Source organism: Desulfovibrio legallii (genome assembly GCF_004309735.1).
Classification (GTDB): Bacteria; Desulfobacterota; Desulfovibrionia; order Desulfovibrionales; family Desulfovibrionaceae; genus Desulfovibrio; species Desulfovibrio legallii.
The window spans coordinates 114496-136132 of the sequence record NZ_SIXC01000003.1; the positions used below are offsets into that span (position 1 = coordinate 114496).

The 21637-nt window shown below is 61.5% G+C and carries 19 protein-coding genes; 12 read left to right on the forward strand and 7 right to left on the reverse strand.

What is annotated here, in order from left to right:
• Positions 1–37: 37 nt before the first annotated feature.
• Entirely contained in the window at positions 38–664 is a 627-nt protein-coding gene (locus EB812_RS03045) for a LutC/YkgG family protein (RefSeq protein ID WP_118229846.1), read from the forward strand.
• Positions 665–667: 3 nt separating this feature from the next.
• A complete protein-coding gene (ldhH, locus tag EB812_RS03050) occupies positions 668–2818 on the forward strand; it encodes an L-lactate dehydrogenase (quinone) large subunit LdhH (RefSeq protein ID WP_118229845.1) in 2151 nt (716 codons plus the stop codon).
• 222 nt (positions 2819–3040) lie between these two features.
• Here ldhH and EB812_RS03055 read toward each other — a convergent pair whose 3' ends face one another.
• The 3 genes from EB812_RS03055 to EB812_RS03065 form a co-directional block, all read right to left on the reverse strand.
• Entirely contained in the window at positions 3041–3460 is a 420-nt protein-coding gene (locus EB812_RS03055) for a hypothetical protein (protein ID WP_130957815.1), read from the reverse strand.
• An 85-nt stretch (positions 3461–3545) separates the two neighbouring features.
• Positions 3546–4229 carry a hypothetical protein gene (locus tag EB812_RS03060; protein ID WP_207287304.1) on the reverse strand — a complete coding sequence of 228 codons (684 nt, stop codon included), beginning with the start codon at positions 4227–4229 and terminating at the stop codon, positions 3546–3548.
• Positions 4230–4544: 315 nt separating this feature from the next.
• A complete protein-coding gene (locus EB812_RS03065) occupies positions 4545–5738 on the reverse strand; it encodes an alpha/beta hydrolase family protein (protein WP_242621173.1) in 1194 nt (397 codons plus the stop codon).
• Here EB812_RS03065 and EB812_RS03070 point away from each other — a divergent pair.
• The 5 genes from EB812_RS03070 to EB812_RS03090 all read left to right on the forward strand — a co-directional run bounded on the left by EB812_RS03070 (position 5737) and on the right by EB812_RS03090 (position 10311).
• Positions 5737–6384: a DedA family protein gene (locus EB812_RS03070; RefSeq protein WP_118229798.1), complete on the forward strand. Its 648-nt coding sequence runs from the start codon at positions 5737–5739 to the stop codon at positions 6382–6384. The genes EB812_RS03065 and EB812_RS03070 overlap by 2 nt on opposite strands.
• Positions 6385–6526: 142 nt before the next feature.
• On the forward strand, positions 6527–7633 hold the full coding sequence (locus tag EB812_RS03075) for a VgrG-related protein (RefSeq protein ID WP_118229797.1): 1107 nt from the start codon (positions 6527–6529) through the stop codon (positions 7631–7633).
• A gap of 7 nt (positions 7634–7640) precedes the next feature.
• Positions 7641–9269, forward strand: a complete 1629-nt coding sequence (locus EB812_RS03080) for a glycosyltransferase family 9 protein (protein ID WP_130957816.1) — start codon at positions 7641–7643, stop codon at positions 9267–9269.
• A 65-nt stretch (positions 9270–9334) separates the two neighbouring features.
• On the forward strand, positions 9335–9943 hold the full coding sequence (locus tag EB812_RS03085; RefSeq protein WP_118229795.1) for a DUF8043 domain-containing protein: 609 nt from the start codon (positions 9335–9337) through the stop codon (positions 9941–9943).
• Positions 9944–9987: 44 nt separating this feature from the next.
• Positions 9988–10311, forward strand: a complete 324-nt coding sequence (locus tag EB812_RS03090; protein WP_118229794.1) for a hypothetical protein — start codon at positions 9988–9990, stop codon at positions 10309–10311.
• Between the two features lie 37 nt (positions 10312–10348).
• On the opposite strand, the gene EB812_RS03095 is transcribed toward EB812_RS03090, so the two are convergent.
• Entirely contained in the window at positions 10349–13105 is a 2757-nt protein-coding gene (locus EB812_RS03095; RefSeq protein WP_165450880.1) for an EAL domain-containing protein, read from the reverse strand.
• 970 nt (positions 13106–14075) lie between these two features.
• On the opposite strand from EB812_RS03095, the gene EB812_RS03100 reads away from it, so the two are divergent.
• The gene (locus tag EB812_RS03100; RefSeq protein WP_118229791.1) at positions 14076–14366 is read left to right on the forward strand and encodes a helix-turn-helix domain-containing protein; all 291 of its coding nucleotides are present in this window, start codon (positions 14076–14078) and stop codon (positions 14364–14366) included.
• A 272-nt stretch (positions 14367–14638) separates the two neighbouring features.
• Here EB812_RS03100 and EB812_RS03105 read toward each other — a convergent pair whose 3' ends face one another.
• Positions 14639–15427, reverse strand: coding sequence for an AMIN domain-containing protein (locus EB812_RS03105; RefSeq protein ID WP_130957818.1), 789 nt, complete (start codon positions 15425–15427; stop codon positions 14639–14641).
• A gap of 41 nt (positions 15428–15468) precedes the next feature.
• Entirely contained in the window at positions 15469–16512 is a 1044-nt protein-coding gene (locus EB812_RS11715; RefSeq protein WP_207287305.1) for a tetratricopeptide repeat protein, read from the reverse strand.
• A gap of 7 nt (positions 16513–16519) precedes the next feature.
• Here EB812_RS11715 and EB812_RS03115 point away from each other — a divergent pair, with 7 nt between their 5' ends.
• On the forward strand, positions 16520–16951 hold the full coding sequence (locus EB812_RS03115) for a hydrogenase maturation nickel metallochaperone HypA/HybF (protein ID WP_242621175.1): 432 nt from the start codon (positions 16520–16522) through the stop codon (positions 16949–16951).
• A 114-nt stretch (positions 16952–17065) separates the two neighbouring features.
• A complete protein-coding gene (gene hypB / locus EB812_RS03120) occupies positions 17066–17725 on the forward strand; it encodes a hydrogenase nickel incorporation protein HypB (RefSeq protein ID WP_118229789.1) in 660 nt (219 codons plus the stop codon).
• Between the two features lie 198 nt (positions 17726–17923).
• Here hypB and EB812_RS03125 read toward each other — a convergent pair whose 3' ends face one another.
• On the reverse strand, positions 17924–18898 hold the full coding sequence (locus EB812_RS03125; RefSeq protein ID WP_118229788.1) for a peptidoglycan glycosyltransferase: 975 nt from the start codon (positions 18896–18898) through the stop codon (positions 17924–17926).
• Between the two features lie 213 nt (positions 18899–19111).
• On the opposite strand from EB812_RS03125, the gene EB812_RS03130 reads away from it, so the two are divergent.
• On the forward strand, positions 19112–19885 hold the full coding sequence (locus tag EB812_RS03130; RefSeq protein WP_118229787.1) for an SPOR domain-containing protein: 774 nt from the start codon (positions 19112–19114) through the stop codon (positions 19883–19885).
• A gap of 242 nt (positions 19886–20127) precedes the next feature.
• Positions 20128–21582 (forward strand): catalase, encoded by a 1455-nt coding sequence (locus tag EB812_RS03135; RefSeq protein ID WP_118229786.1) that lies wholly within the window; start codon positions 20128–20130, stop codon positions 21580–21582.
• The last annotated feature ends 55 nt before the right edge of the window (positions 21583–21637 follow it).

Below are 21637 nucleotides of genomic sequence, written 5' to 3' on the forward strand. Positions count from 1 at the left end.
AGCCGCGCGGCCTGGCGCCGCGCACAAGGAGAATGCTATGACCCGAGAGGAATTGGTAGCCGCCTTTTCCGCCAAGGCCACGGCGGTGAACGCCGTGGTGCAGGAAATGCCCACCATGGCCGCGGCTCTGCAGTATGTGGTGGACGTCTGTGCCGACAAGGCTCCTGCCGAGCTGCTGGCCGACGAACCCGGCACCGAGCAGGGCCCCCTGGGCCCCAACAAGGTGCCCACCCGCGTCAAACGCGTGGTGGCTGCGCCGGAACTGAACGATGAAGATTTTGCCCAGCTGTCCAAAGCCTGTGAAGAAAAAGGCTTTATCTGTCTGCGCCAGGGCCTGCGCAACTACCTGGCGGGCATTGACGTGGGGCTTTCCACCGCGGTGCTGGGCATTGCCGGCAGCGGTACCTGCCTGGTCAATACGGACAACGAGGACGCGCGCCTTGCGGGCATGATTGCGGAAATTTCTGTGATTCTGCTGCGCAAATCCGCCATTTATCCGGACCTGCCGTCCATTGCGCAACGTCTGCGCGAACGCATGAATGAAGCTCCCGCCACCTACACCACCCTGATCACCGGTCCCAGCCGCACCGCCGACATTGAGCGTGTGGCCGCCGTGGGCGTGCATGGCCCGCTGGAACTGCACATTATTCTTCTGGAGGACTAACCCATGCACGACGCCCTCAAAAGCTCTTCGGGATACCATAAGGAACTGGACAACGCCCTGAAGGACGACTTTCTGCGCCGCACCCTGGACACCTTTGCCGTGGCCTACCGCGCCAACCGCGAAGCCGTCTTCAAGGATGTGGACGAGCGCGCGCTCATCCACAAGATTGCCGAGGCCAAAGACTACGCCTGTCAGCACCTGGAAGAACTCTACACCCAGTTCAAGGCCGAGGCTGAAAAGCGCGGCGTGCATGTACACCGTGCCGCCACTGCCGCCGAAGCCAATGAGATTATCATCCGCATCGCCAAGGAAAACAACGTTAAGCGGGTGACCAAGTCCAAATCCATGACGGCTGAAGAAATTGAGCTGAACCCCGCCCTGGAGGCTCAGGGCATCACCGTGGACGAAACCGACCTTGGCGAGTGGATCATTCAGCTGCGGCACGAAGGCCCTTCGCACATGGTCATGCCCGCCATCCACCTTTCGCGCTATCAGGTGGCCGACGACTTTACCAAGGCCACGGGCGAGAAGCAGGATTCGGACATCCAGCGCCTGGTGAAGGTGGCCCGCGTGCAGCTGCGCCGTAAGTTCATCGCCGCAGACATGGGCATCAGCGGCTGTAACTTCGCCGTGGCCGAAAACGGCGCGGTTTCCACAGTGACCAACGAAGGCAACGCCCGTATGGTCACCACCCTGCCCAAGGTGCATGTGGCCATTGCCGGTTTGGACAAGCTGGTGGCCAGCCTGGACGACGCCCTGACGGCCTTGCTGGTGCTGCCCCGCAATGCCACGGCCCAGCGGCTTACCTCTTATGTGACCTGGATGTGCGGCGCGGGCCCCTGTGGGGCCAATGCGGACAACAAAAAGATCATGCACGTGGTCTTTTTGGATAACGGCCGCACGCAGATTGCCAAAGATCCCCTGTTCAAGCAGATCTTCCGGTGCGTGCGTTGCGGCGCCTGCGCCAACGTCTGCCCGGTCTATCGTCTGGTGGGCGGCCACAAGATGGGCTACATTTATATTGGCGCCATCGGCCTGATCCTTACCTATTTCTTCCACGGCAAAGACCGGGCCCGCATCCTGAGTCAGAATTGCATGGGTTGCGAATCCTGCGCCAATGTCTGCGCCGGCGGCATTGACCTGCCCCGCCTCATCCGCGAGGTGCGCAGCCGGCTCAATGCCGAGCAGGGCGCGCCGGTGGAAGCCAACCTGCTTTCCGCCGTCATGAAGAACCGCAAGCTCTTCCACCGTCTGCTCAAATTCGCGAGCTTTGCGCAAAAGCCTTTTACGCGCGGCGAACCTTTCATGCGTCACCTGCCCATGGCTTTTCTGGGCAAGCAGGGCTTCAAGGCTCTGCCGGCCATTGCCGGCAAATCCTTCCGCGACCGCTGGCCCGACATCGCGCCCAAGGTGGAAAAGCCGGTCATGCGGGTGGCCCTGTTCAGCGGCTGCGCTCAGGACTTTATTTATCCTGAGGAACTGGAAGCCGCCGTCAAGATCCTGGCCGCCAAAAATGTGGCCGTGGAATTCCCCATGGAGCAGTCCTGCTGCGGCCTGCCCCTGGAAATGATGGGCCAGCGCAGAACCTCCATGGACGTGGCTAAACAGAATATCGCCGCCTTCCGGGGTGGCAACTACGACTACATCATCACCCTCTGCGCCAGCTGCGCCGGGCACCTCAAGCACCACTATCCGGAAATTCTGGAGAAGGACTACTCTACGGTGGAGGCGCAGGAGTTCGCGGCCAAGGTTATCGACTTCAGTTCCTTTGTGCACGACGTACTGGGCCTGAAGCCGGAAGACTTCAACAACTCCGGCCAGAAGGTGACCTACCACGCCTCCTGCCACCTTTGCCGCGGCCTGGGCGTGAAAAAAGCCCCGCGGGAGCTCATCGCCGATGCAGCTGAGTATGTGCCCTGCGAGGAAGAAGAAGTCTGTTGCGGTTTTGGCGGCAGCTATTCCGTGAAGTTCCCCGAAATATCGGCCCAGCTGCTGGAAAACAAGCTGACCCATATGAAGGAAACCGGCGCGGACCGCCTGGTGGTGGACTGCCCCGGCTGCGTCATGCAGCTGCGCGGCGGCGCGGAAAAGAAAGGCCTCAAGATCAAGGTGGACCACATCGCTGAGCTTTTGGCCGAAAACCTGAAAAAATAATCGGGACCTGCGGCGGCTTCTGCCGTCGCGTTCCTGACCAATGCAGAAGGCCGCCCTTTCAGGGGCGGCCTTCTGCATTGGCGACCATGCGCGGCGACGGCAGAAGATATGGGGGTCGACAGAAGGCAAACCCCCGCTGCTGGCGCCAGTGCGGGGGGGCCCAGGTAACGGTGGCAATAGCTGGCGCAGACCGCACGTGCACGGTCTGCGCCGCATCTCTCCTCAATGGGTTTCGGCGTCCAAGGTCATCTCCGGGATGCGCCGCCAGTACCACTGGCTGACCATGGTGCCGTCGGCCGGATCCCACAGGCCGCTGTGTTCAAAGTAGTCCTGCAGACGCAGTTCCGCTGCGGTTGGGGGCCGCTCCGGCTCCTGAGTCTGGCGCAGGCGAAAAAAAATGACCAGACATTCCAGCAGCGCCAGGCCATCTTCTTCCAGAAGGCAGCCCTGTTCCAGATAGCGTATAAATTCCAGATAAAAAGGGTTCTGCGCGTCCAGAACCGCGGTAAAGCCCAGGCTGTCGGCGCTCAGGACTTCCAGTCCGTCACAAAGCAGTCGGGCCTGGGGCGCGGGCAGGTTGGTGTCTGCCGCGCAGGCCGCGCGCAGCGCTTCCAGAGCGCGCGAGTAGCATGCAAAAGACATATTCAGACTCCTCTAAGATGAACTTTGAGGAGTCTATATGCTATTATGTATTAAAATACAAATATGGGATGGGGCAAAGGCCGAATCAGCGAGGTGTGCGTCGGGGCTGCAGATATTGCGGGCGAAACAGCAGTCGGTATTGGCGTACGGGGGTCAGATGGGGCGGTCTGGTGACCTGTCCTTCAATGGACAGGGGCTTGTCGGAAAGGCCAAAGGGCTGCAGCAGGCCGGAGTTGAGCGCCGTGCCGGAGAGGATGCCGCCGGGCAGGCTGAGCACGGGAATGCTGTCGGCGGCGTTGCCGGCCATAAGCCCGGTGCCGTTGGCCGTAGGCAAGGGCGCACCTACGGGCCGGGCCGTGGCATTGAGCAGACTGGGCACGGGCAGGTCTGTGCGGCGCAGTATCTCCAGAAAATCGTTGCCCGTGCGGCCCACAAAGGTCACCAGCGAACTGCCGTCGCCGTAGACCAGCAGGCTTACGGGCATGGTGCCGCCGTGGATGCCCATGTACGTGGGGCGCGCGCCGGCGGGCATAATGGTCCAGCCGTCGTCTTCGGTGGAGGCGGCTGTGGCAGGGGCGGCCGGGGAAAGAGCGTCGCGGTCGGGATTGGTCCTGTTCCGGGGCGCGGTTCTTGCCGGGGGATCAGTCTGGTCGTCGTAAGCAGTGCGGTTTTGTCCTGAGTTATGGGGGGCAGCAGCCTTGGGGGGGATGGCCTCGCGGGGGGCTGGGGAAACAGCCGCGGCCGGCAGGGTTGCTGGGGAGGCGGGCACGGCTCCCCGCGATGCGGCTTCTTGGGATGTGGCTTCCTGGGGTGCAGTTCCCGGGGGGGCTGTTTCCTGGGGTGCGGCAGCCAGAGCCGCTGGCTGACAGAAAACCCAGCAGGCAAAAAGAAGGCAAGTGGCAAAAAGCTGGCGCATGGGGATCCTGGTTGTGGTCGTCCCGCCCTGCGGGATGGGGCAAAACCGGTGCGCGTCGCGCACGCGGCGGCGTCCCTGATGGCGGGGCGCGGTCCTTGACGCGCGTGTTACTGTGCCCAAGCTGTATGTGCTGGCTTTGGTTGTGTCAAGGGGCGGGTCAAAGCCTGCTCAGCCGCGCTTTTTGCGGGCTTTGATCGTGGGCGGCGGGGCCGGTTGCGGCTGGGGCTGGGGCGGCGTGAGATCCGGTGGCGGAGGAATCTGCGGCGGGTTGTCGCCGCCCAGGTAGTGCAGAAAAAAGTCCGCCAGAGCGGTATCCAGGGCCTGGTGTTGTTCACCGCGCAGGGAGTCAGACATGGGGCGGCACAGCTCGGGCAGCTCGGCGGCCAGGGCTTCCGGGCAGGGGGCGGCAAAGGCGGCGGCGTCCGCGCCTGGCAGGTACAGCCAGCGGGGTTTCTTTTCCATATTCTTGTAAATGTGCCGGGCGTGCAGGGCCGGGGGGTTGTTTTGGTCGTTCTGGGCGGCCACCAGCAGCAGGGGAGGATAAAACCAGCGAAACGCGGCGCGCGAAAAAAGCATGCCGAAGCCGGGGGCCACGGCCGCCACGGCCCGCACGCGGGGGTCGGCCAGGCTTTTGGTCAGGGGCAGACTTTGGCAGAGTTTGTCCATGCGGGTGCGCGCCCAGGGGTTGCAGTAGAGGTCGTTGCGCCCGGCCATGCCGCAGTAACTGTTCCATGCCGTGCAGTCCGGCAACGCGCCGCCCAGCAGCAGGGCCGCCGCGCCGCCGGCACCGAAGCCCAGCACGCCGATACGGTTGGCGTCCACACTGGAGGCAGTTTCCGGGTCGGCCAGCAGCAGGTCGATGACGCCGGAAAGCTCCTGCGCTCTGGTCTGCAGCTGGGACCAGGTGAGCAGATCTTCCATATGGTCCAGATTGTCGCGGGCGTGGGTAGGGGCGGCCACCACAAAGCCGCGGGAAGCCAGCCACGAAGCCGTGTCGTGGTAGGAAAAGCGCGTGCCCGCCGTGTCGTGTGAAAGCAGCAGCAGGGGAAAGCGCCCCTCCACAGCCTTGCCGCCCCTGGCGGCGGAAAACTCCCACGGCGGGTAGCTCAGGTCGCGGGGCGGACGGACGGAGGGGTACCAGACATTGACGTCCAGGCGCAGGTTTTTGTCCGCCGACCAGGAACCCAGGGTGCAGAAGCCTACCTGGTAGGATTCGGCGGCCCGAACCCCGTGGGGCAGGGCGGCCACAAGACAGAAAATCAGAACGGCCAGGGTGCGCATCTCAGAGTTGTGCCACAAGCGGCCCTGGGGTACAAGAGCGACCTGGGGCGCGCCCCGCACTTCACCGGAGGCCTGCGGCATGGAATTTTTGCAGTATTTTGTAAATTTTGTTCTGCATATTGACGTACACTTGTTTGAATTGGTGGCGCGCTACGGCGTGTGGGTGTACGCAATTCTGTTCATTATCGTCTTTTGTGAAACGGGGCTGGTGGTTACGCCCTTTCTGCCGGGGGATTCTCTGCTCTTTGCCTCCGGAGTGGCGGCCGGGGCCGGGCTTATGGGGTATACTGAAGTCATGGGTGTGCTGCTGGCGGCGGGCGTGGGCGGCGATGCGGTCAACTACCTTATCGGTCGGCATGTGGGCCCGGCCATTTTTTCGCGGGAGAACCGGCTGATCAAGAAGGATCACCTGCTTAAGGCGCATCTGTTTTACGAGCGCCACGGCGGAAAAGCTATTGTACTGGCCCGCTTCATCCCCGTTGTGCGCACATTTGCCCCCTTTGTAGCGGGTATTGCCCTGATGCACCCGCGCACTTTTTTTGTCTACAACATCACAGGCTGCGTACTCTGGGTGGGTGGACTTGTTTCCGCTGGGTATTTTTTGGGCAATCTTCCTTGGGTGCGCCAGCATTTTAATATCATTGTCTACGTTATTATTGTGCTTTCTCTGCTGCCGCTGCTCATCGAGGTTCTCCGGGCGCGGTGCGGCGGCAAACGGCAGGGCTGAGCCCCTGTCGGGCCTTTGGCGGGGGAGGATGAAAACGCGGAGCGGGCCTCGCAACTGCCTGAATTATTTTTCTGACAGGATTCTGGCACTGTCTTTGCTACCTCTTGGGTGCGGTGGACTGACCGCCATACAGGAGGCACGCATGGCGCTTTCATCTTTCCTTATTCAGCCGCCCACAGGAGGCGGGTCGACCGGGGCCGCGGCCCAGGCTGCACGGTCACGCGCCACGACAACGGACCGTCCGGCGAATTTCGCTGCCCTTATGCGCAGTCAGCCTCCGGCCGCCGCGCAGGCGCAGGCCGCCCCCACGGTTGTCCCCCAGAACGGCCTGGTTCTGGCGGGGCGCAGCCCCAGCGATTTGCTGCGCGCCCAGACCTTCAACAAAGCCCAGGCGGATATGCGGCAAACCAAGGCCCTGGAAGGGCTCATGCAGAGCATGGGCGGCGACGGTTCTACCCTGGATCTGGCCCGCAGCATGGGTACGGCCCGGCACCTGCGCGCCCTGACCCAGGGGCAGTCGTCGGACATGTTGCGCCTTGGCGGCGCGGGGCTGGGGGATTTTGTGCGTTCCGGCGGGGGCGCGTCGCGGCGCAAGGCCGCCGTCAAGGCGGAAGAAGCTGAGCTTGGGCAGCTTTCGGCCCGGTTTGAATCGGGCGGGGACGGCGTTGCTGCTGTGGGCTACGACCGCAACGGGGGCACCTCTTACGGCAAGTACCAGGTTTCTTCGCGGGCGGGCAGCCTGGGGGATTTTCTGGATTTTCTGGACAGTGCGGCCCCGGATCTTGCCCAGCGGCTGCGTGCGGCCGGTCCCGGCAATACGGGCAGCCGCAAGGGCGCCATGCCCGACGCCTGGCGGGCCATAGCCAGGGAACAACCGGAGCGCTTTGAAGACCTGCAGGAGGCCTTTGTGCGCCAAAGCCACTACGAGCCCGCGGTGGAGGCCATTGCGCGGCGCACCAGCCTGAGCGCAGATACGCTCTCCACCGCCATGCGTGAAGTCATCTGGAGCACGGCCGTACAGCACGGCCCGGCGGGGGCGGCGCGCATTTTCGACCGCGCGGACGCCATGAGCGGCAACCCCACAGACCCTGGATACGAGCGCAGACTTATCAGCAATGTCTACAGAATCCGGGCGGGGCAGTTCGGCTCTTCGGACAGCAACGTGCAGGCGGCGGTGGCCAACCGCTTCAAGCAGGAAAAAATGCTGGCATTGAATCTGCTGGACGGCGGCGCGGCCGCCCTGGCCTGAGGCGCGTATGGCTGCGGCCAAGGAAGACGCGGCAGCGGGCGTCAGTCTGGTCGTCAACCTGACCAGGCTGGGCGATCTGCTCCAGAGTCAGGCGCTCATTACAGATCTGCACCGGCGCGGACGAAGGGTGCAGCTGGTCTGTCTGGACAATTTTGCCGACGCGCTGAGCCTGTTGCGCCATGTGGAGCGGGCCTGGCCCCTGCCGGGGGCGCAGTGGCTGGCCGCGCTGGACCGTGATTGGCGGGGAGCCGCCGGCGATCTGCTGGCCTGGACGCGCCGCGTCCGCGGAGTGGCCCAGCCGCAGGAAATCATCAACCTTACCACCACGCTGCCGGCCCGCCTGCTGACCCGCCTGCTGGCCGGATCAGACTGCTCTGTGCGGGGCTTCGACCTTGATGCGGAAGGCTTTGGCCGCAACAACGGGGTCTGGGCCTCCTTTCTCAATGGGACCACAGCAGGCAGGCTTAATGCACCGTTCAATCTGGTAGACATGTTTCGCATGCTGGGCGCGCCCAAGGGCACAGCGTCCGTGGGCGCGGCGGGGGACGCCGCCCTGCGGACGCCCTCGGAGCAGACCCGGCTGGCTGCGTTGGCCCTGCTGGCCGCCGCGCCCGCAGAGTCGCGAGGCTTTGTGGGCCTGCAGCTGGGGGCCAGCGAGGCGCGTCGGCAGTGGCCTGTGCGGCATTTTGCCGTCGTGGGGGACCAGCTGTGGCGCGAACTGCGGCTCTGCCCCGTGTTGCTGGGCGCTCCTGCCGAAACCTCTCTGGCCCAGGAGTACGCCGATCTGGCCAACGCGCCTTTTTGTAATGCTACAGGCCGCACAGACCTGCCCCAACTGGCGGCCGTGCTCACGCAACTGCGCCTGCTTATTACCAACGACACGGGCACCATGCACCTGGCCGCAGGCCTTGGCGTACCCAGCCTGGCCCTTTTTCTGGCCACGGCCCAGCCCTGGGACACGGGGCCCTATCTGCCCGCCTGTTGCTGCCTGGAGCCCGCTTTGGACTGCCATCCCTGCCCCTACAACCGGCCCTGCCCCCACAACCTGGAGTGCCATGAACGCATCAGCCCCGCTGTGGCAGGGGCCCTGGCGCTCTCCTGGTGCCGTACGGGCCGCTGGGAGGACGCGCCGCTGGCGCGCAACGGCGGCGAGGTCCGTATTTGGTTGAGTCGGCGGGATGTGGGCGGCTTTATGGATTTGCGCGACCTGGCGGGGCGGGAAGGGGAGGATCGCAGCCTCTGGATGCGTCAGCAACGGCATTTCTGGCGTCATATTCTTGACGATATGGACCGCCCAGTGCCTTCTCCTCTGCCGCCTTGCCCGGTAACGGCCTGCAGCCCGCCCTTTGCCCATGAAGTGGGGGCAGCTCTGGAGCAGGCCGTAACTCTGTTGCAGGCCATTGCGGCCCAAGGTGCGCTGACCGGCAAAAGCCCCAGGGCCGGGGCCCTGCTGCTGCGCAATTGTGAACGGCTGCAGAACCTGCTCAACGGCTGCCCACCCCTGGCCGCTTTGGGGGGATTCTGGCGTGAGCTGCGCCAGGCAAGGGGTGATGATATTGCAGAATTTTTGCAATTTTCAGGAAAACTGGCTGTGTATCTGGAGCAGTGGCGACAGAAGTTGCAGGGCTTGGCATAACTATTGCTAGTTGTCGCGCAGGGTTTTTACGGAAAAATCTTCCCCGTGGGGAGCAGGAGGAAATCATGATTATTATCGACGGCGCCAAGACTGAAAAAAATCTTGCCGCGTTCGGCAATCTGGAGGAAGCGCTGCTGGACCTCATGCAGGACGTAAGGCTGGAAAACCGTGTAGTGACCGATGTGCTGGTCAACAACGAGGCTTTTTCCGAAATTTATCCGCACCAGGCCGAAGATATTGCCTGCGACGGTATTTCTTCTTTGGAGGTGCGTTCTGTGCCCATGGACGCCATGGCCACGGATATGGCCGGTGAGATGGACAAGGTGGCCGCCATGATGGCCAAAGGCGCGCGAGAGGTGAGCCGTCTGTTCCGCGAGGCTGCGGATGTGGACGCTCTGGAGCTTTTTCAGGATCTGCTGGACGTGACCCGCGACTTTTTGAATATGTTTGCTGCGCTGCGCCAGCGTTACGCCCATGAGGCGGCAGGGGAGCAGGCCGCCAGAGTGGAGCGCCTTGCCGCCCTGCTTTCGGAAATGAGCGGCGTGATGGAAAACGAGGATTGGGTGCTGCTGGCAGATCTGCTGGAGTTTGAATTCTTGCCCTTGTGCGAAACCTGGGGGGGCGAGAGCAGGCAACTGCATGCGGACATGGCCGCTGTGGCCTTGGCGCAGTAGGGCATTGCAGCGCTGCAATGCCCTAAGGAAAAGCGGAGGAAGGTATGGGACAGAGCGCAGGCCTGCTGCACGAAGCGCTGGAACTGGCGCGGCAGGAAATGGCCGCCATGCAGGGCGGCGCCTATGATAAGGCCGTAGCGCTGGCCGAGCGGCGCAATTCCGTTACCTGCATGGCCTGGACGGTCATGGAGGAGAGCTCTGTGGAGCAGTGCCGGGAAAGCCTGCAGGAGCTGGTTCGCCTGCAGGAAAGCCTGACCAGCATGGCCCGCAAGGCCCACGAGGAGATCAAGGCCGGCTTGGGCCGCTCCCGCCGGGAGCGGCGGCGGCTTACGGGCTACCGCCAGGCAGTGGGTCAGGCCTTGCAATAGCGCACGTCAGGGCATTGCAACGTTGCAATGCCCTGTCCTAAAATGGCTGCAGGGCCAGGCGCGCTTCAAAGTCGCGCTCCGGTTCGGGCTTGGCGTAAAAAAAGCCCTGAGCCTTGAAGCAGCCGAGGCGCATAAGAATGGCGGCCTGTTCCGCCGTTTCCACCCCTTCGCAGATGACGGCCATATCCAGTTCCAGGGCCATGCGGATGATGTTGCCAAGCACCACCTGCGCCCTTTGACCAGGCAAGTCGCGTTGGACAAAGCTGCGATCCACCTTGATGACGTCCGTGTTGAGCATCTGCACCAGCCCCAGGGAAGAATAGCCTGTGCCGAAATCGTCAATGGCCGTTTTGAAGCCCATTTGTTTGAGCTGAATGATCTGCATCCAGGCGGCTTCAGGATTTTTCATAATGGCGCTTTCGGTTATTTCCACTTCCAGCAGGGCGTGGGGCACGTCGTAGCGGGCGGCAATTTCAGCCAGTTGCTGGGGAAAATCCTTTCTGTCAAAGTGCAGCTGGGAAAAATTGCAGGAGATGATGTGCGTGGGCAAGTTGCGCAACTGCCAACTGCGCAGCGCTTTGCAGACTTCTTCAAAAACGTACAGATCAATGCTGGTAACCAGCCCGTTGCGTTCAAAAAGGGGAATAAAGCTGCCCGGCATGAGCAGACCGCGGGTAGGATGGTTCCAGCGCACCAGGGCTTCTGCGCCGATAATGCTGCCCGTGCGCATATCCACCTTGGCCTGGAACCAGGGCGTCAGTTCGCCGTTGCTCAGCGCCGTTTCCAGCCTGCTGTTCAGCTCCTGATGCAGCAAGGCCTCCTGGCGCATTTGTTCGTCATAGCGCATAAGCCGCGTGTTGGGGGTGCGTTTGGCTTCATGGCGGGCGTAGTTGGCCAGGTCCAGCATGCGCTGCACGTCCTTGTCCTCGTCGGCAAGCACCTCATAGGCGCCGTAGACGGTGCAGATTTTATAGGGCAGCTCCTGTGAGCGCCGCCAGGAATCCAGGGCGCTTTCTATCTGGCCCATGCGTGCGCTGAGCTGTTCCCAGCCGGTGTAGCGCAGCAGCAATACAAAAATATCCGAAGAAACGCGGGCGCAACGCTCGGCAGAGGAAACCCGTCCCTGCAAAATTGCGCTGTAGGCGCGCAACACCTCATCCCCGCGAGAAAAGCCCAGCTGGTCGTTGATGGCTTTGAACTGGCAGATGTCGCCCATAAGCAGGGCGTAACGATCCTGGCCAGTTTTGAGCAACTGGGTACTGTCTTCACGGAATTTTTCCAGGTTGGGCATGCCGGTGAGGACGTCGCGGTAGAGCAGGTTTTCAATACGCCTTTTGCTGCCGGATTTGATGGCCAGCGCGCAGGCCAGCAGCGCCACCACAAGGCCAAAGACGGCAACGGTGCCCCCCATGGTTCCCACTGGGTGCTGGCGGATAAATTCCGGCAAGCTGACCTTGCCCGTGGCGGGCAGATTTGCCAGCACGGGTCCGTCAATATCCGTGGGGGGCAAAGCCTGCAGGCATTTGTCCAGGATGCTGAATATCCTGCTGTCTGCCTGGGGAGCCACGCCCATGCGCAGGTTGCTGAGCAGGTGGGGCTGCACTTCCACGCGCAGTCCGGCGTAGGGTGGTTCGGCCAGAAGGGCTCTGGCCATGTGCAGATTGGTGTAGACGGCGTCCACCCTGTTCCCTGTCAGGTCGTCCAGGCAGGCGCGCAGGCTCTGGTGCTGCACAATGTTGCGGCCGGGAAGGGCTGCCGCCGCCTGGGCAGAGAGCAGAAGCCCTTCCTGCAGGGCCACCCGCGCCTCGTCCGTGGCGCGGATATCTCCTCGGCTCAGGCGCACGCTGACGGAGCGCAGGTAGGGACGACTGGTGCGCAGGTTAAGGGATTTGTCCTGCAAAAAATCCCCGGTCAGGCAGGCCAGAACGTCAATTTCATTTTTTTCAGCCAGCTCCACTGCCCGGGGGAGCGGCATGGGCACATAGTGGAAGCGCAGGCCGCAGTTTTGTTCCAGTTGTGTAAATATGTTGCGGACGATGCCGGTAAAGGCGCCTGTCTGGGCGTCCTGATACTGCAGCGGCGGGGCGTCCGGGCCGTAGGCCACGGTAATGGGCCGCCCGTGCTTGATGAAATCTTCTTCCTCGGCGGTGAAGTCGTTATGGCGCGGCAGGGCGACAGTTTTTTTTTGTAAAAGTTCCAGACTGTGATCGGCGGCGTCCCGGGCCATTTCGCGCTGCGCGGCGTTGATGTCGGCGAGCAGGTAGGCCTTGCGGGGCGACAGGGCCAGATAGAAGGGTTCCGCCGCCAGCCGGACGACCGGCTTAAAAGGCATGTTCTCGCCCAGATACGCCACGGCTGCGCCGTCCACAGTGCCCTGCCGCAGGGCCGTGAGCATGGCGGCCGTAGAAAGAAAAGGCACCACAGTGGTTGAAAGGTTCTGGGCCTGGTAAAAATTTTTGAAGTGTTCTGTGGCCTTGGACTGGAGCACTACTCCCACGCGCATGCCGTTAAAGGCAGCTGGGCGGGCATGGTCATAGCGGGGGTCGTCCGCGCGCACACTGAGAGTCACAAAGGCATTGCCCATGGGCAGCGCGGGAAAGAGCATTTTTTGCGCGCGTTGAGGTGTGTAGAAAACCCCGGGCAGGATATCCGCCTCGCCCTGTTCCAGCAGACGCAGGCAGTGCGCCCAGTTCCCGCCATCCACGGGCTCCAACTGCAAATGGGCCTTGCGGGCCACCGCCTCCATATATTCCACCAGCAGGCCCCGATAACTGCCGTCAGGCAGTCGGTGCATATACTGACCAAACGCTCTGTACGCCACGCGCACGGTTTCCTGAGGGCCGCTCTTTGCCTGCGGCTGCGGCGGCAGAAGGAGCAGCAGCACAAAAAAAGAGGTCAGAAGGACGAGCCGTGCCTTGAGCATATTTGTCACGTATCGTGTCTGAGGTGTGGAGAGTGCGCGGGCCCGCATTTACCAAAAAAAGGAGCGCAAGGCTGCGGAAGCTGTAGCAACCGGACCACGCCCGTGCACGGTCTGCCGCTGTTGCCCCAACCAAACGTCACGCGGACGCTGGTTGCGTATAAAGCGGACCTTTTGAGGCCGCGCTCCCAGAGCTTTTTGGGGCCTTTGTTCACGGCATGCCATCGTTGTCAAAAAGTGTAGCGGTTTCATCATATTCATGCAAGATGTATTTTTTCTTGCATGTATTGTGCCCAGACGATGCTGTGGTGAAAATTTTTCAAATTAGTTTGTTAGTAATATATTCTATGGTTAAAAATTATTTATGTTTTAATTTTTAAGTCAAAAGTAATAAGATTTTTTACTATAAAAATATAAAATAAAATTAGTATTATGTTTTTTTTGCTATTTATTGCAGTAGTAAAAATATGATACTATTTTTTTGAGATAACATACTATCTAAATTATATAGCAATGATATATCTATTTTTATGTTTATTTAAAAAATAAATATATGCTGTATTTTGTTTAACAACATTTTCTGCACAAAAATAAAACTGAAATAACTGTTTCTTTATCTTATTTCTATCTGGAAAAAGTCATTATAAAGTCTTAGTGAGTTTTTGCCTGAAGAAAAATAATTTTATATATAACTATAGTAAATTATTGATAAATTTTTTGATGAAAAAAATTCAGCCAGGAAGGTTTTTGTTTTTGTTGCAAAAATATTAGCAGTTAGATGTCGCTATTGCGTTTGGGTACTATAGCTCATGTTCTCCTGTGGGATTTTGTGTATTGTCATTCTATGCAAGTGTACCCTTATCTGGCTGAAGCTCTTGCGGAAGTCATCGAGGCTCTGCGCACGGAGCGGGGCATGACCAAATCGTCGCTGGCAGAGAGGGCCAGTCTTGAACGGCGCTACTTGCGCGAGATTGAGCAGCGATTGAAGCGACCTACGGTCAATGCCGTCTATGCCATCTGTGATGCGCTGGAGGTGCCGCCCGAAGATTTTTTTCAGCGGGTAAGCCGGGAAATTGAAAAAAAGAAACGCTCCAGATCCCTGTGTGCGCAGACAAGCCTGCGCACGGGGCAATAGTGTTGTGGTGCTGGCCGCCCTTAGAGCATTTAACACTTGAAATGCTCGCTTACGGCAGGCAAAAGCCTGCCTTCTCGCATTTAGTGGCAAGGATTTTCAAGAAAATCCTTGCAGAGCAGTTAGCTCATTTCATTCGTAAACTGCTCTAGAAGCAAATTACCTTTGAGAAGCGGTGTCGCATCGGTTTTTGCCTCAGGGCGCAACCTTTTTTCCCAATAAAAATGGCCGCGCAGGAGCAACCCGCGCGGCGCTGCAGGGCGGGCGGATAGCGTTTACTGGTCCACACGGATATCCAGGGTACGCTTGTCCTTGGAAAGTGTGTAGCGCGTTTTTTGGGGCTTGGCCGTCAGGTCAATGACCACGCGGGTTCTGTCGCCCATTTTGCCGATACGCACGTTGGTCACCAAGGGATTTTTGGGCACGCCCGGGGCCTTGATCTGCCATGTGCCGTCCAAATCCACCACTACCCTGTGCGGGCCGGTGAGCTGCATAGGCTTGTAGACCAGAGGCCTATTGCCGACCAAGCGCACTGTGGCGCCCGTTTCTCTGGAAAAAATCACAAAACGGGTGATGGCCTGTTGCGCCGGCGCGGGCTTGGCGGCTTCAGCTTTGGTGGCCGGAGCGGGCTTCGGAGCTTCAGCCTTGGCGGTTGGAGCGGGCTTCGGGGCCGTTTGCGCCGCAGTGTGGGGGCGGGGTTGCTCCATGGGTTCGGGCCGGGGCGCGGCCGGGGCCTGGCGCTCCGCTTGAGCCGTCGTCTGCATTGCCGGGGGCTGGGTTGTCGTCGCCTGGGGGGCTGCGCCCGGCAGAGCCTGCGGAGCCGACAGGGGCGCGGGGGGTTCGTCTGCGTCCAGTGGCTGCACCGCCGGCCGCACGGCCTCTGGGGCTGCAGCCTGCGGTGACGCCGGCGGCACGACGGCCGGAAGCGCGTCGACTGTGGCCGGAGCGGCCAAGTCTGCGGGCGGCGGCGTCACGCCCGGCCCGCGCAGACGGTCGTTGAGCATAATGAGGGCCATGCCGAGAATGCAAACGGCCAGTAACAGACTGAGAATGGCTTTGTTCATGCCTGAAGGCTCCTGCTGGAAGTGCGGCTGCCGACGCGGGTTCAGTGCGGCGTCGAGGGGGCGGCGCTCCCTTTGTGCTGCAGCTTTTCCTTGCGGATATGGGCGAGCATCCTGATGTAAACGGGCTCCTGGGCATCCATGTGGATGGCGGTGCGGACATGGCTGGCCGCCTCGTCGTAACGGCCCAGGAGGCAGAGGATGCGGGCCAGATTGAAGTGGGCGTGGTCGTCGTCCGGGGCCAGCTCTACGGCCTTGCGGCTGAACAGCAGGGCCAGGTCAGGCAGAGCGTTTTGCCGCAGGCGCACGCCAAAATCCCGGAACATATGTTTGTGCCCGGGGGTGATGTTTTCGTTGGTCTGAGCCAATTGTTCCAGAGCGGCCAGCGCCGCCTGGCGTTCTTTGGGACGTTTGAGTCTGAGCAGGGTCTGGCGGAAGGTTTCCCGCAGATTATCTTCCGTCAGCCGGGCCAGATGCGCCCTTTGCAGATCAAAAGCCTGTCCTGCAGGGGCAGTCGCGCCGGGCTCGAAAAGGGTTGGGGGGGCAGCCTGGCGCGCCACGCGGACGTCAGGGCCGGCCGCTGTGGGGCCTGCCGTGCGCACAGTCAGACGGGCGGCCGCGTGAGCCTGCGGCGTCGCCGCATACGGGGTGTCCGATGGCTGGGTCGCGGCCGGCTGCGGGGCCACCAGACGCCGGGCAGCTGCTCCACGGGCAGACTGCGCCTGCCGTGCAGCCTCGCGGGCGGCCTGTAGTGGCGGTGTCGCCGGGCTGGAGGCTTGCGTCTGTGTCGTGGCTGGGGCCTGCACTGCGGCCAGCGGCTGCTGTGCGACCTTGCCGCTGGGCTGCCAGAGGGCCGGGTCAGGATTGGCCATAGGCATGACCAACACTTCGGGTTCCAGGCAAAAATTTTTGCGAAAGGCTCGGGTGCTGATGCGCTCGGCTGCCGCCAGAGGCTGCAGCGCGGAGTCCAGTTCCTGCACGGCGTAGGCGCCGTCCGGCAGTTCCCAGACAAAGAAGAGGATCTTGCGGCGGTCGTCCTTCCAGCCCGTGGACAGGGAGTGCACGCCGGAGAATTTAGGCTGACGCATGGCCTGAATGTACATTATTTGCGCCGAATGGCAAGATTGTCCTGATGCCCTTTACCTGCCGGGGGCTTTGGACTACCATGCCCCCATGCATGAAATGTCCATTGCTCAAAGCCTGCTGCAGATGGCGGTTGAGGAAATTTCCCACCGGGGCTGCAGCCGTCTGCAAGTGGTCAGCGTCGCCTGCGGCGCTTTGTCGGGCGTGGTGCCCGAATCGCTGCAGTTTTGTTTTGAAATTCTGGTCAAGGATACGCCCCATGAGGGCGCGCGGCTGGAAATCACCGTGCTGCCGTTGCGCCTGCGCTGCAGCCAGTGCGGCAAAGTTTTTGGCGGGGAAGGGCAGGACGCCCTGTGGGAGCCGTGTCCGGACTGCGGCGAACAATTCGGACATGTGGTGGAGCAGGGCAAAGAGCTGTACCTGGACCGCATTGAGGCGCTCTGATCTGCATTGGAGCGCTTTGCCTATGCAGCGCGCCGGAGCGTCCGGTTTGGCAGAATTTTGTGATTACCCGCATGGGGGCGGCAGGCCCTGCCGCCCCCCGACAAGGAGAACGGCATGCAGATTCCTGTAGTGCGCAATGTGCTTGAAGCCAATGAAAAAATGGCTGCCCATGTGCGGCGGCTGCTCTCGGACAAGGGGATTCTGACCCTTAATCTGATCAGTTCGCCCGGCGCCGGCAAAACCACGCTGCTGGAGCGGACGCTGCGCGACCTTGCGGGCGAGTTTCGCATGGCCGTGGTGGAAGGGGATCTGCAAACGGACAACGACGCCCGCCGCGTGGCCGCCACGGGTGCGCAGGCCGTGCAGATCAATACCGACGGCGGCTGTCACCTGGACAGCAATATGGTGCTTACCGCCCTGGAAAGCCTGAACCTTGACGGTGTGGACATCCTGTTTATTGAAAATGTGGGCAACCTGGTCTGTCCGGTGGAATTTGACTGCGGCGAAGACGCCAAGGTGGCCCTTTTAAGCGTGACTGAAGGGGACGACAAGCCGGAGAAATATCCCTTGCTGTTCAACTTGGCCAAGGCCATGGTGCTCAACAAAATAGACCTGCTGCCCTATGTGGATTTTGACCTGGCCCGTGCCCGGCGTTTTGCCGCAAAGCTCAATGAACATATTGATATTTTTGAGGTTTCCTGCCGTAATAGCCAGGGCCTTGAGGGCTGGTACAACTGGCTCCGGCGCATGCGTGCGGCCAAGAAGGCGGCCTGACGGCCTGACAGGGCGTTTTGCCCAGGCGCTTTGACAAGGTGCTTTGGCCCGGCAGGCTGCGGCATTGACGTCGGGCCCGGCGCAGGGACTGCGAGGACGCGTTTTTTGTAACAATAAAAGCCCCCGGCAACCTCTTTGGGTTTGTCGGGGGCTTTTATTGTTTTTGCAAAGGACCGGCGCAGTCGGCCGTGGGCGTGCTCAGCGGCCGCCTTCGCCGCCCTGATAGGCGGCCACGTCCACAATAAGACTGTGGGAAACGAGGCGCAGGGTCAGGGTAAAAAGCTGCACGTCGCCGTGGGGCGTGTCTGCGTCATCCAGGGCGGGCAGCAGGGTTGCAGGGGCCAGCATGATGGTGGCCTCGCCCACGTCGGCGGTCATGAAGTCGTCCACCGTGCGGCGCAGCAGGGCCTTTTGGCGTTGTGCGCTCAGGCCGGTCATTTCCGTAAAATTCATGTCCAGGCCGGGCAGTTCCGCCTGCCAGGGCGCGTAGCCCTGGGCATAGAGGGCGTCAAACAGCTTGTCCAGCGTGGGCGCGTCCAGGGGACGGCGCAGTTCCAGGTGATCCAGGCGGTCCGTGCCCACGCCGCCTTCGTCCGTGCCCGGCGAAAGGCGCGCCGCCCAGAGCATGCCGGCAAAGCCCAGGCTGGTTAGCACGGCACCGTTGTCGTCGCGTGGGGGGTGGGGGTCCAGCAGGGCGCAGACGTCCCGCATGGTCATGCCGGGGCGGAACTGGTCCAGGTGGCATACGGGACTGTGATCCGGGCCGGGCAATAACGGGGTTGCCTGCCCTGTAAGCCGGCGCTGGCCTTCCGGCCGCAGGGCGATCTGCAGAACCAGCGGATCCCCGCCGCTGAAGGTCAGCGCGCGCGCTTTGTCCAGGGGTATGGCCGCAAAATGCCAGAGAGCCAAGCCCGTATCCACGCGCAGGTCCGCCGTCCCGCCGGGATTTTCCACCAGGTCGCTGCCCTTGGGGGGCATATCCAGACGTACGTACTGCACCTGCCTCTGGTGCGTGACGCACAGGTTCAGCACGTCTGCCCCGCTGTTGTTGACAATGCGCAGCAACTGCGGCGGGCGACCGGCCGCTGGATTGGCGTGGGCCGCACAGGGCGCGCCGGCCGACAGCAGAATCGGAAGCAGCAGAAACAAAAGACGGAAGCAGCTGAAGGGCATAGGCGGACTCCTTGACGGTTGCAGCAACCCCTGAACAGTCTGCAGTATACCAGAGCGGCGGCTACGTCCGCAAGCGCACCACGCTCTTTACGCCCGTGGCCGTGGCTGTTATGGTCGGTAAAGGTGCGGGAGCCGTCAATACTTCAGTCCCCCAGCGCTCCAGGCCTGCGGTCCGTCCGCAGGAGATCGCCACGCCATTTTTCAGGAGAAATCATGCCTCAGGTCGTTCTTCAGTCCCGAAACTCTGACGCCGAATCCAAAGCCTGTTTCTGTCTGCGCCCTGCAGCTGTGGTGGCCGCCTGTTTTTTGCTGGCGGCGGCGGTGGTGCTGGCCTATCTGGGCGGGGTCATGAGCGGCAGGGCCTCCTGGCGCAGCCAGGCCCTCCAGGCGCAGGCGGCGCGGCAAGCGGCCCCGGAGGACGCTGCCGCCGGTGACAAGGATGCAAAGCAGGCCGATGCAGAACAGGGGGCGGGGCAGGGCATTCTGGCTCCGGAAGATCTGCGCTTTGCCCGTGTGCTGCGGGGCGAGAGCCTGCCCCCGGCCAAAACGGCCCCGGTGGCGGCTGCCGCCGCTCAGGCCGTTGTGCCCGCTGGTCCCAAAAGCGCGGGGCGAGAGTCTGCTCCCGGCCAGACGGCCGCACAGACAGCCGCCCCCGGCGGCACGGGGCAGGGCGCGGCTGCCGTGCAGGCGACCTCTCCGGCGCCTGCGGCCTTTGCGGCGTCTGCCCAGCCCACTCCCGGCGCCATGTCCGACTATGTCTTTCAGGTGGGCGCTTTCAAGGATGCGGACAGTGTGGACGGCCTGCGCCAGCGCCTGGAAGGCCGGGGGCTGCGTACCCGCATGGAACGATCCGGCAAACTCTATGTGGTGCTGGTTCTGTTGCGCGGCGACCAGGCCAGGGCCGCCGAAGTGGTGCACACCGCAGAAAGCATGGGCCTCGGCAAGCCCATTCAACGCAGTCGTAAACCTGTCCCCGTACAGAACTAGAGCTTTTCACCTTGCCCTTGCGTTTTCAGCTGTGCGTATCCCTATCAACAGCGGAACCGCAATTTTTCAAAGAAATTAATAAAAACATTAATAATATAGTATAGTTATAAAATACTTTTTGTTTTTTATAATATGATAATAATTACTATTTACAAAAAAATTTGCCCATGCCATAGTGTGCTCAGATGAGGGCGCACGAGCCGCCTTCCCTTGGAATAACCTTTAACCCAAGGAGACGAGCCATGCCGCAAGATCCCAAACTCACCACCAACGCCGGCGCCCCCGTAGCGGACAACAACCGGGTGCTCACAGCCGGCCCGCGCGGCCCCATGCTGTTGCAGGACGTCTGGTTTCTGGAAAAACTGGCCCATTTCGACCGTGAGGTCATCCCGGAACGACGCATGCACGCCAAGGGTTCCGGCGCCTACGGCACGTTTACTGTCACGCACGACATCTCCCGCTACACCCGTGCCGCCATGTTCGCCCAGGTGGGCAAAAAAACCGAGCTCTTTGCCCGCTTTTCCACAGTGGCCGGCGAGCGCGGCGCGGCCGATGCCGAACGCGACATCCGCGGCTTTGCCCTTAAATTTTATACGGAGGAAGGCAACTGGGACCTGGTGGGCAACAATACCCCCGTGTTCTTTTTGCGTGACCCGCTGAAATTTCCCGACCTCAACCATGTGGTCAAGCGCAATCCGCACACCAACATGCACAGTAATACGGACAACTGGGACTTCTGGACCTTGCTGCCGGAGGCGCTGCACCAGGTGACCGTGGTCATGAGCGACAGGGGCATTCCCGCTTCCTACCGCCACATGCACGGTTTCGGCAGCCATACCTTCAGTTGCATCAACGCTCAGAACGAACGCTTCTGGGTCAAATTCCACTTCAAAACGCAGCAAGGCATCAAAAATCTTACGGATGCCGAGGCACAGGAGCTGGTGGGCCGCGATCGCGACAGCCACCAGCGCGACCTTTTTGAGCATATAGAGAAGGGGGATTTCCCCCGCTGGACCATGTTTGTGCAGGTCATGCCTGAGGCGGACGCCGCCAAATTGCCCTACCATCCCTTTGACCTCACCAAGGTCTGGTACCACAAAGACTGCCCCATGCTGGAAGTGGGCGTGCTGGAGCTCAACCGCAATCCGGAAAACTACTTCGCCGAAGTGGAGCAGGCCGCCTTTAACCCCGCCAATGTGGTGCCGGGCATCGGCTTTTCGCCGGACAAAATGCTGCAGGGTCGCCTTTTCTCCTACGGCGATGCACAGCGCTACCGCCTGGGCGTGAACCATCATCTTATTCCGGTGAACCGGGCGCGTTGCCCTTTCCACAGTTATCACCGCGACGGACAAATGCGGGTGGACGGCAACTATGGCGGCCTGACCAACTACGAACCCAACAGCCACGGCGTGTGGCAGGAAAACCCGCAGGCGGCTGAGCCGCCCCTGAACATTGAGGGTGATGCCGACCACTGGCCCTTCCCCTGCGACGACGCAGATTATTTTGAACAGCCCGGCAAGCTCTTCAGGCTCATGACTCCGGAGCAGCAGGAGGCCCTGTTTGGCAATACGGCCCGCGCCATGGCGGGCGTGCCCAAGGATATTCAGCTGCGCCACATCCACCACTGTGCCAAGGCGGACCCGGCCTACGGCGCAGGCGTGGCCAAGGCTCTGGGCATTCCCGAAGCCGAGATCTGATCTCTGCCCTCTGTGCCCGACAGGGGCCTTATCGCGACTGACCATGCAGGCCCGG

Coding starts and splice junctions, on each gene's coding strand:
- EB812_RS03045 (WP_118229846.1), top strand. CDS start 38: ATGACCCGAGAGGAATTGGTAGCCGCCTTTTCCGCCAAGGCCACGGCG.
- ldhH (WP_118229845.1), top strand. CDS start 668: ATGCACGACGCCCTCAAAAGCTCTTCGGGATACCATAAGGAACTGGAC.
- EB812_RS03055 (WP_130957815.1), bottom strand. CDS start 3,460: ATGTCTTTTGCATGCTACTCGCGCGCTCTGGAAGCGCTGCGCGCGGCC.
- EB812_RS03070 (WP_118229798.1), top strand. CDS start 5,737: ATGGAATTTTTGCAGTATTTTGTAAATTTTGTTCTGCATATTGACGTA.
- EB812_RS03065 (WP_242621173.1), bottom strand. CDS start 5,738: ATGCCGCAGGCCTCCGGTGAAGTGCGGGGCGCGCCCCAGGTCGCTCTT.
- EB812_RS03075 (WP_118229797.1), top strand. CDS start 6,527: ATGGCGCTTTCATCTTTCCTTATTCAGCCGCCCACAGGAGGCGGGTCG.
- EB812_RS03080 (WP_130957816.1), top strand. CDS start 7,641: ATGGCTGCGGCCAAGGAAGACGCGGCAGCGGGCGTCAGTCTGGTCGTC.
- EB812_RS03085 (WP_118229795.1), top strand. CDS start 9,335: ATGATTATTATCGACGGCGCCAAGACTGAAAAAAATCTTGCCGCGTTC.
- EB812_RS03090 (WP_118229794.1), top strand. CDS start 9,988: ATGGGACAGAGCGCAGGCCTGCTGCACGAAGCGCTGGAACTGGCGCGG.
- EB812_RS03095 (WP_165450880.1), bottom strand. CDS start 13,105: ATGCACCGACTGCCTGACGGCAGTTATCGGGGCCTGCTGGTGGAATAT.
- EB812_RS03100 (WP_118229791.1), top strand. CDS start 14,076: ATGCAAGTGTACCCTTATCTGGCTGAAGCTCTTGCGGAAGTCATCGAG.
- EB812_RS03105 (WP_130957818.1), bottom strand. CDS start 15,427: ATGAACAAAGCCATTCTCAGTCTGTTACTGGCCGTTTGCATTCTCGGC.
- EB812_RS11715 (WP_207287305.1), bottom strand. CDS start 16,512: ATGCGTCAGCCTAAATTCTCCGGCGTGCACTCCCTGTCCACGGGCTGG.
- EB812_RS03115 (WP_242621175.1), top strand. CDS start 16,520: ATGTACATTATTTGCGCCGAATGGCAAGATTGTCCTGATGCCCTTTAC.
- hypB (WP_118229789.1), top strand. CDS start 17,066: ATGCAGATTCCTGTAGTGCGCAATGTGCTTGAAGCCAATGAAAAAATG.
- EB812_RS03125 (WP_118229788.1), bottom strand. CDS start 18,898: ATGCCCTTCAGCTGCTTCCGTCTTTTGTTTCTGCTGCTTCCGATTCTG.
- EB812_RS03130 (WP_118229787.1), top strand. CDS start 19,112: ATGCCTCAGGTCGTTCTTCAGTCCCGAAACTCTGACGCCGAATCCAAA.
- EB812_RS03135 (WP_118229786.1), top strand. CDS start 20,128: ATGCCGCAAGATCCCAAACTCACCACCAACGCCGGCGCCCCCGTAGCG.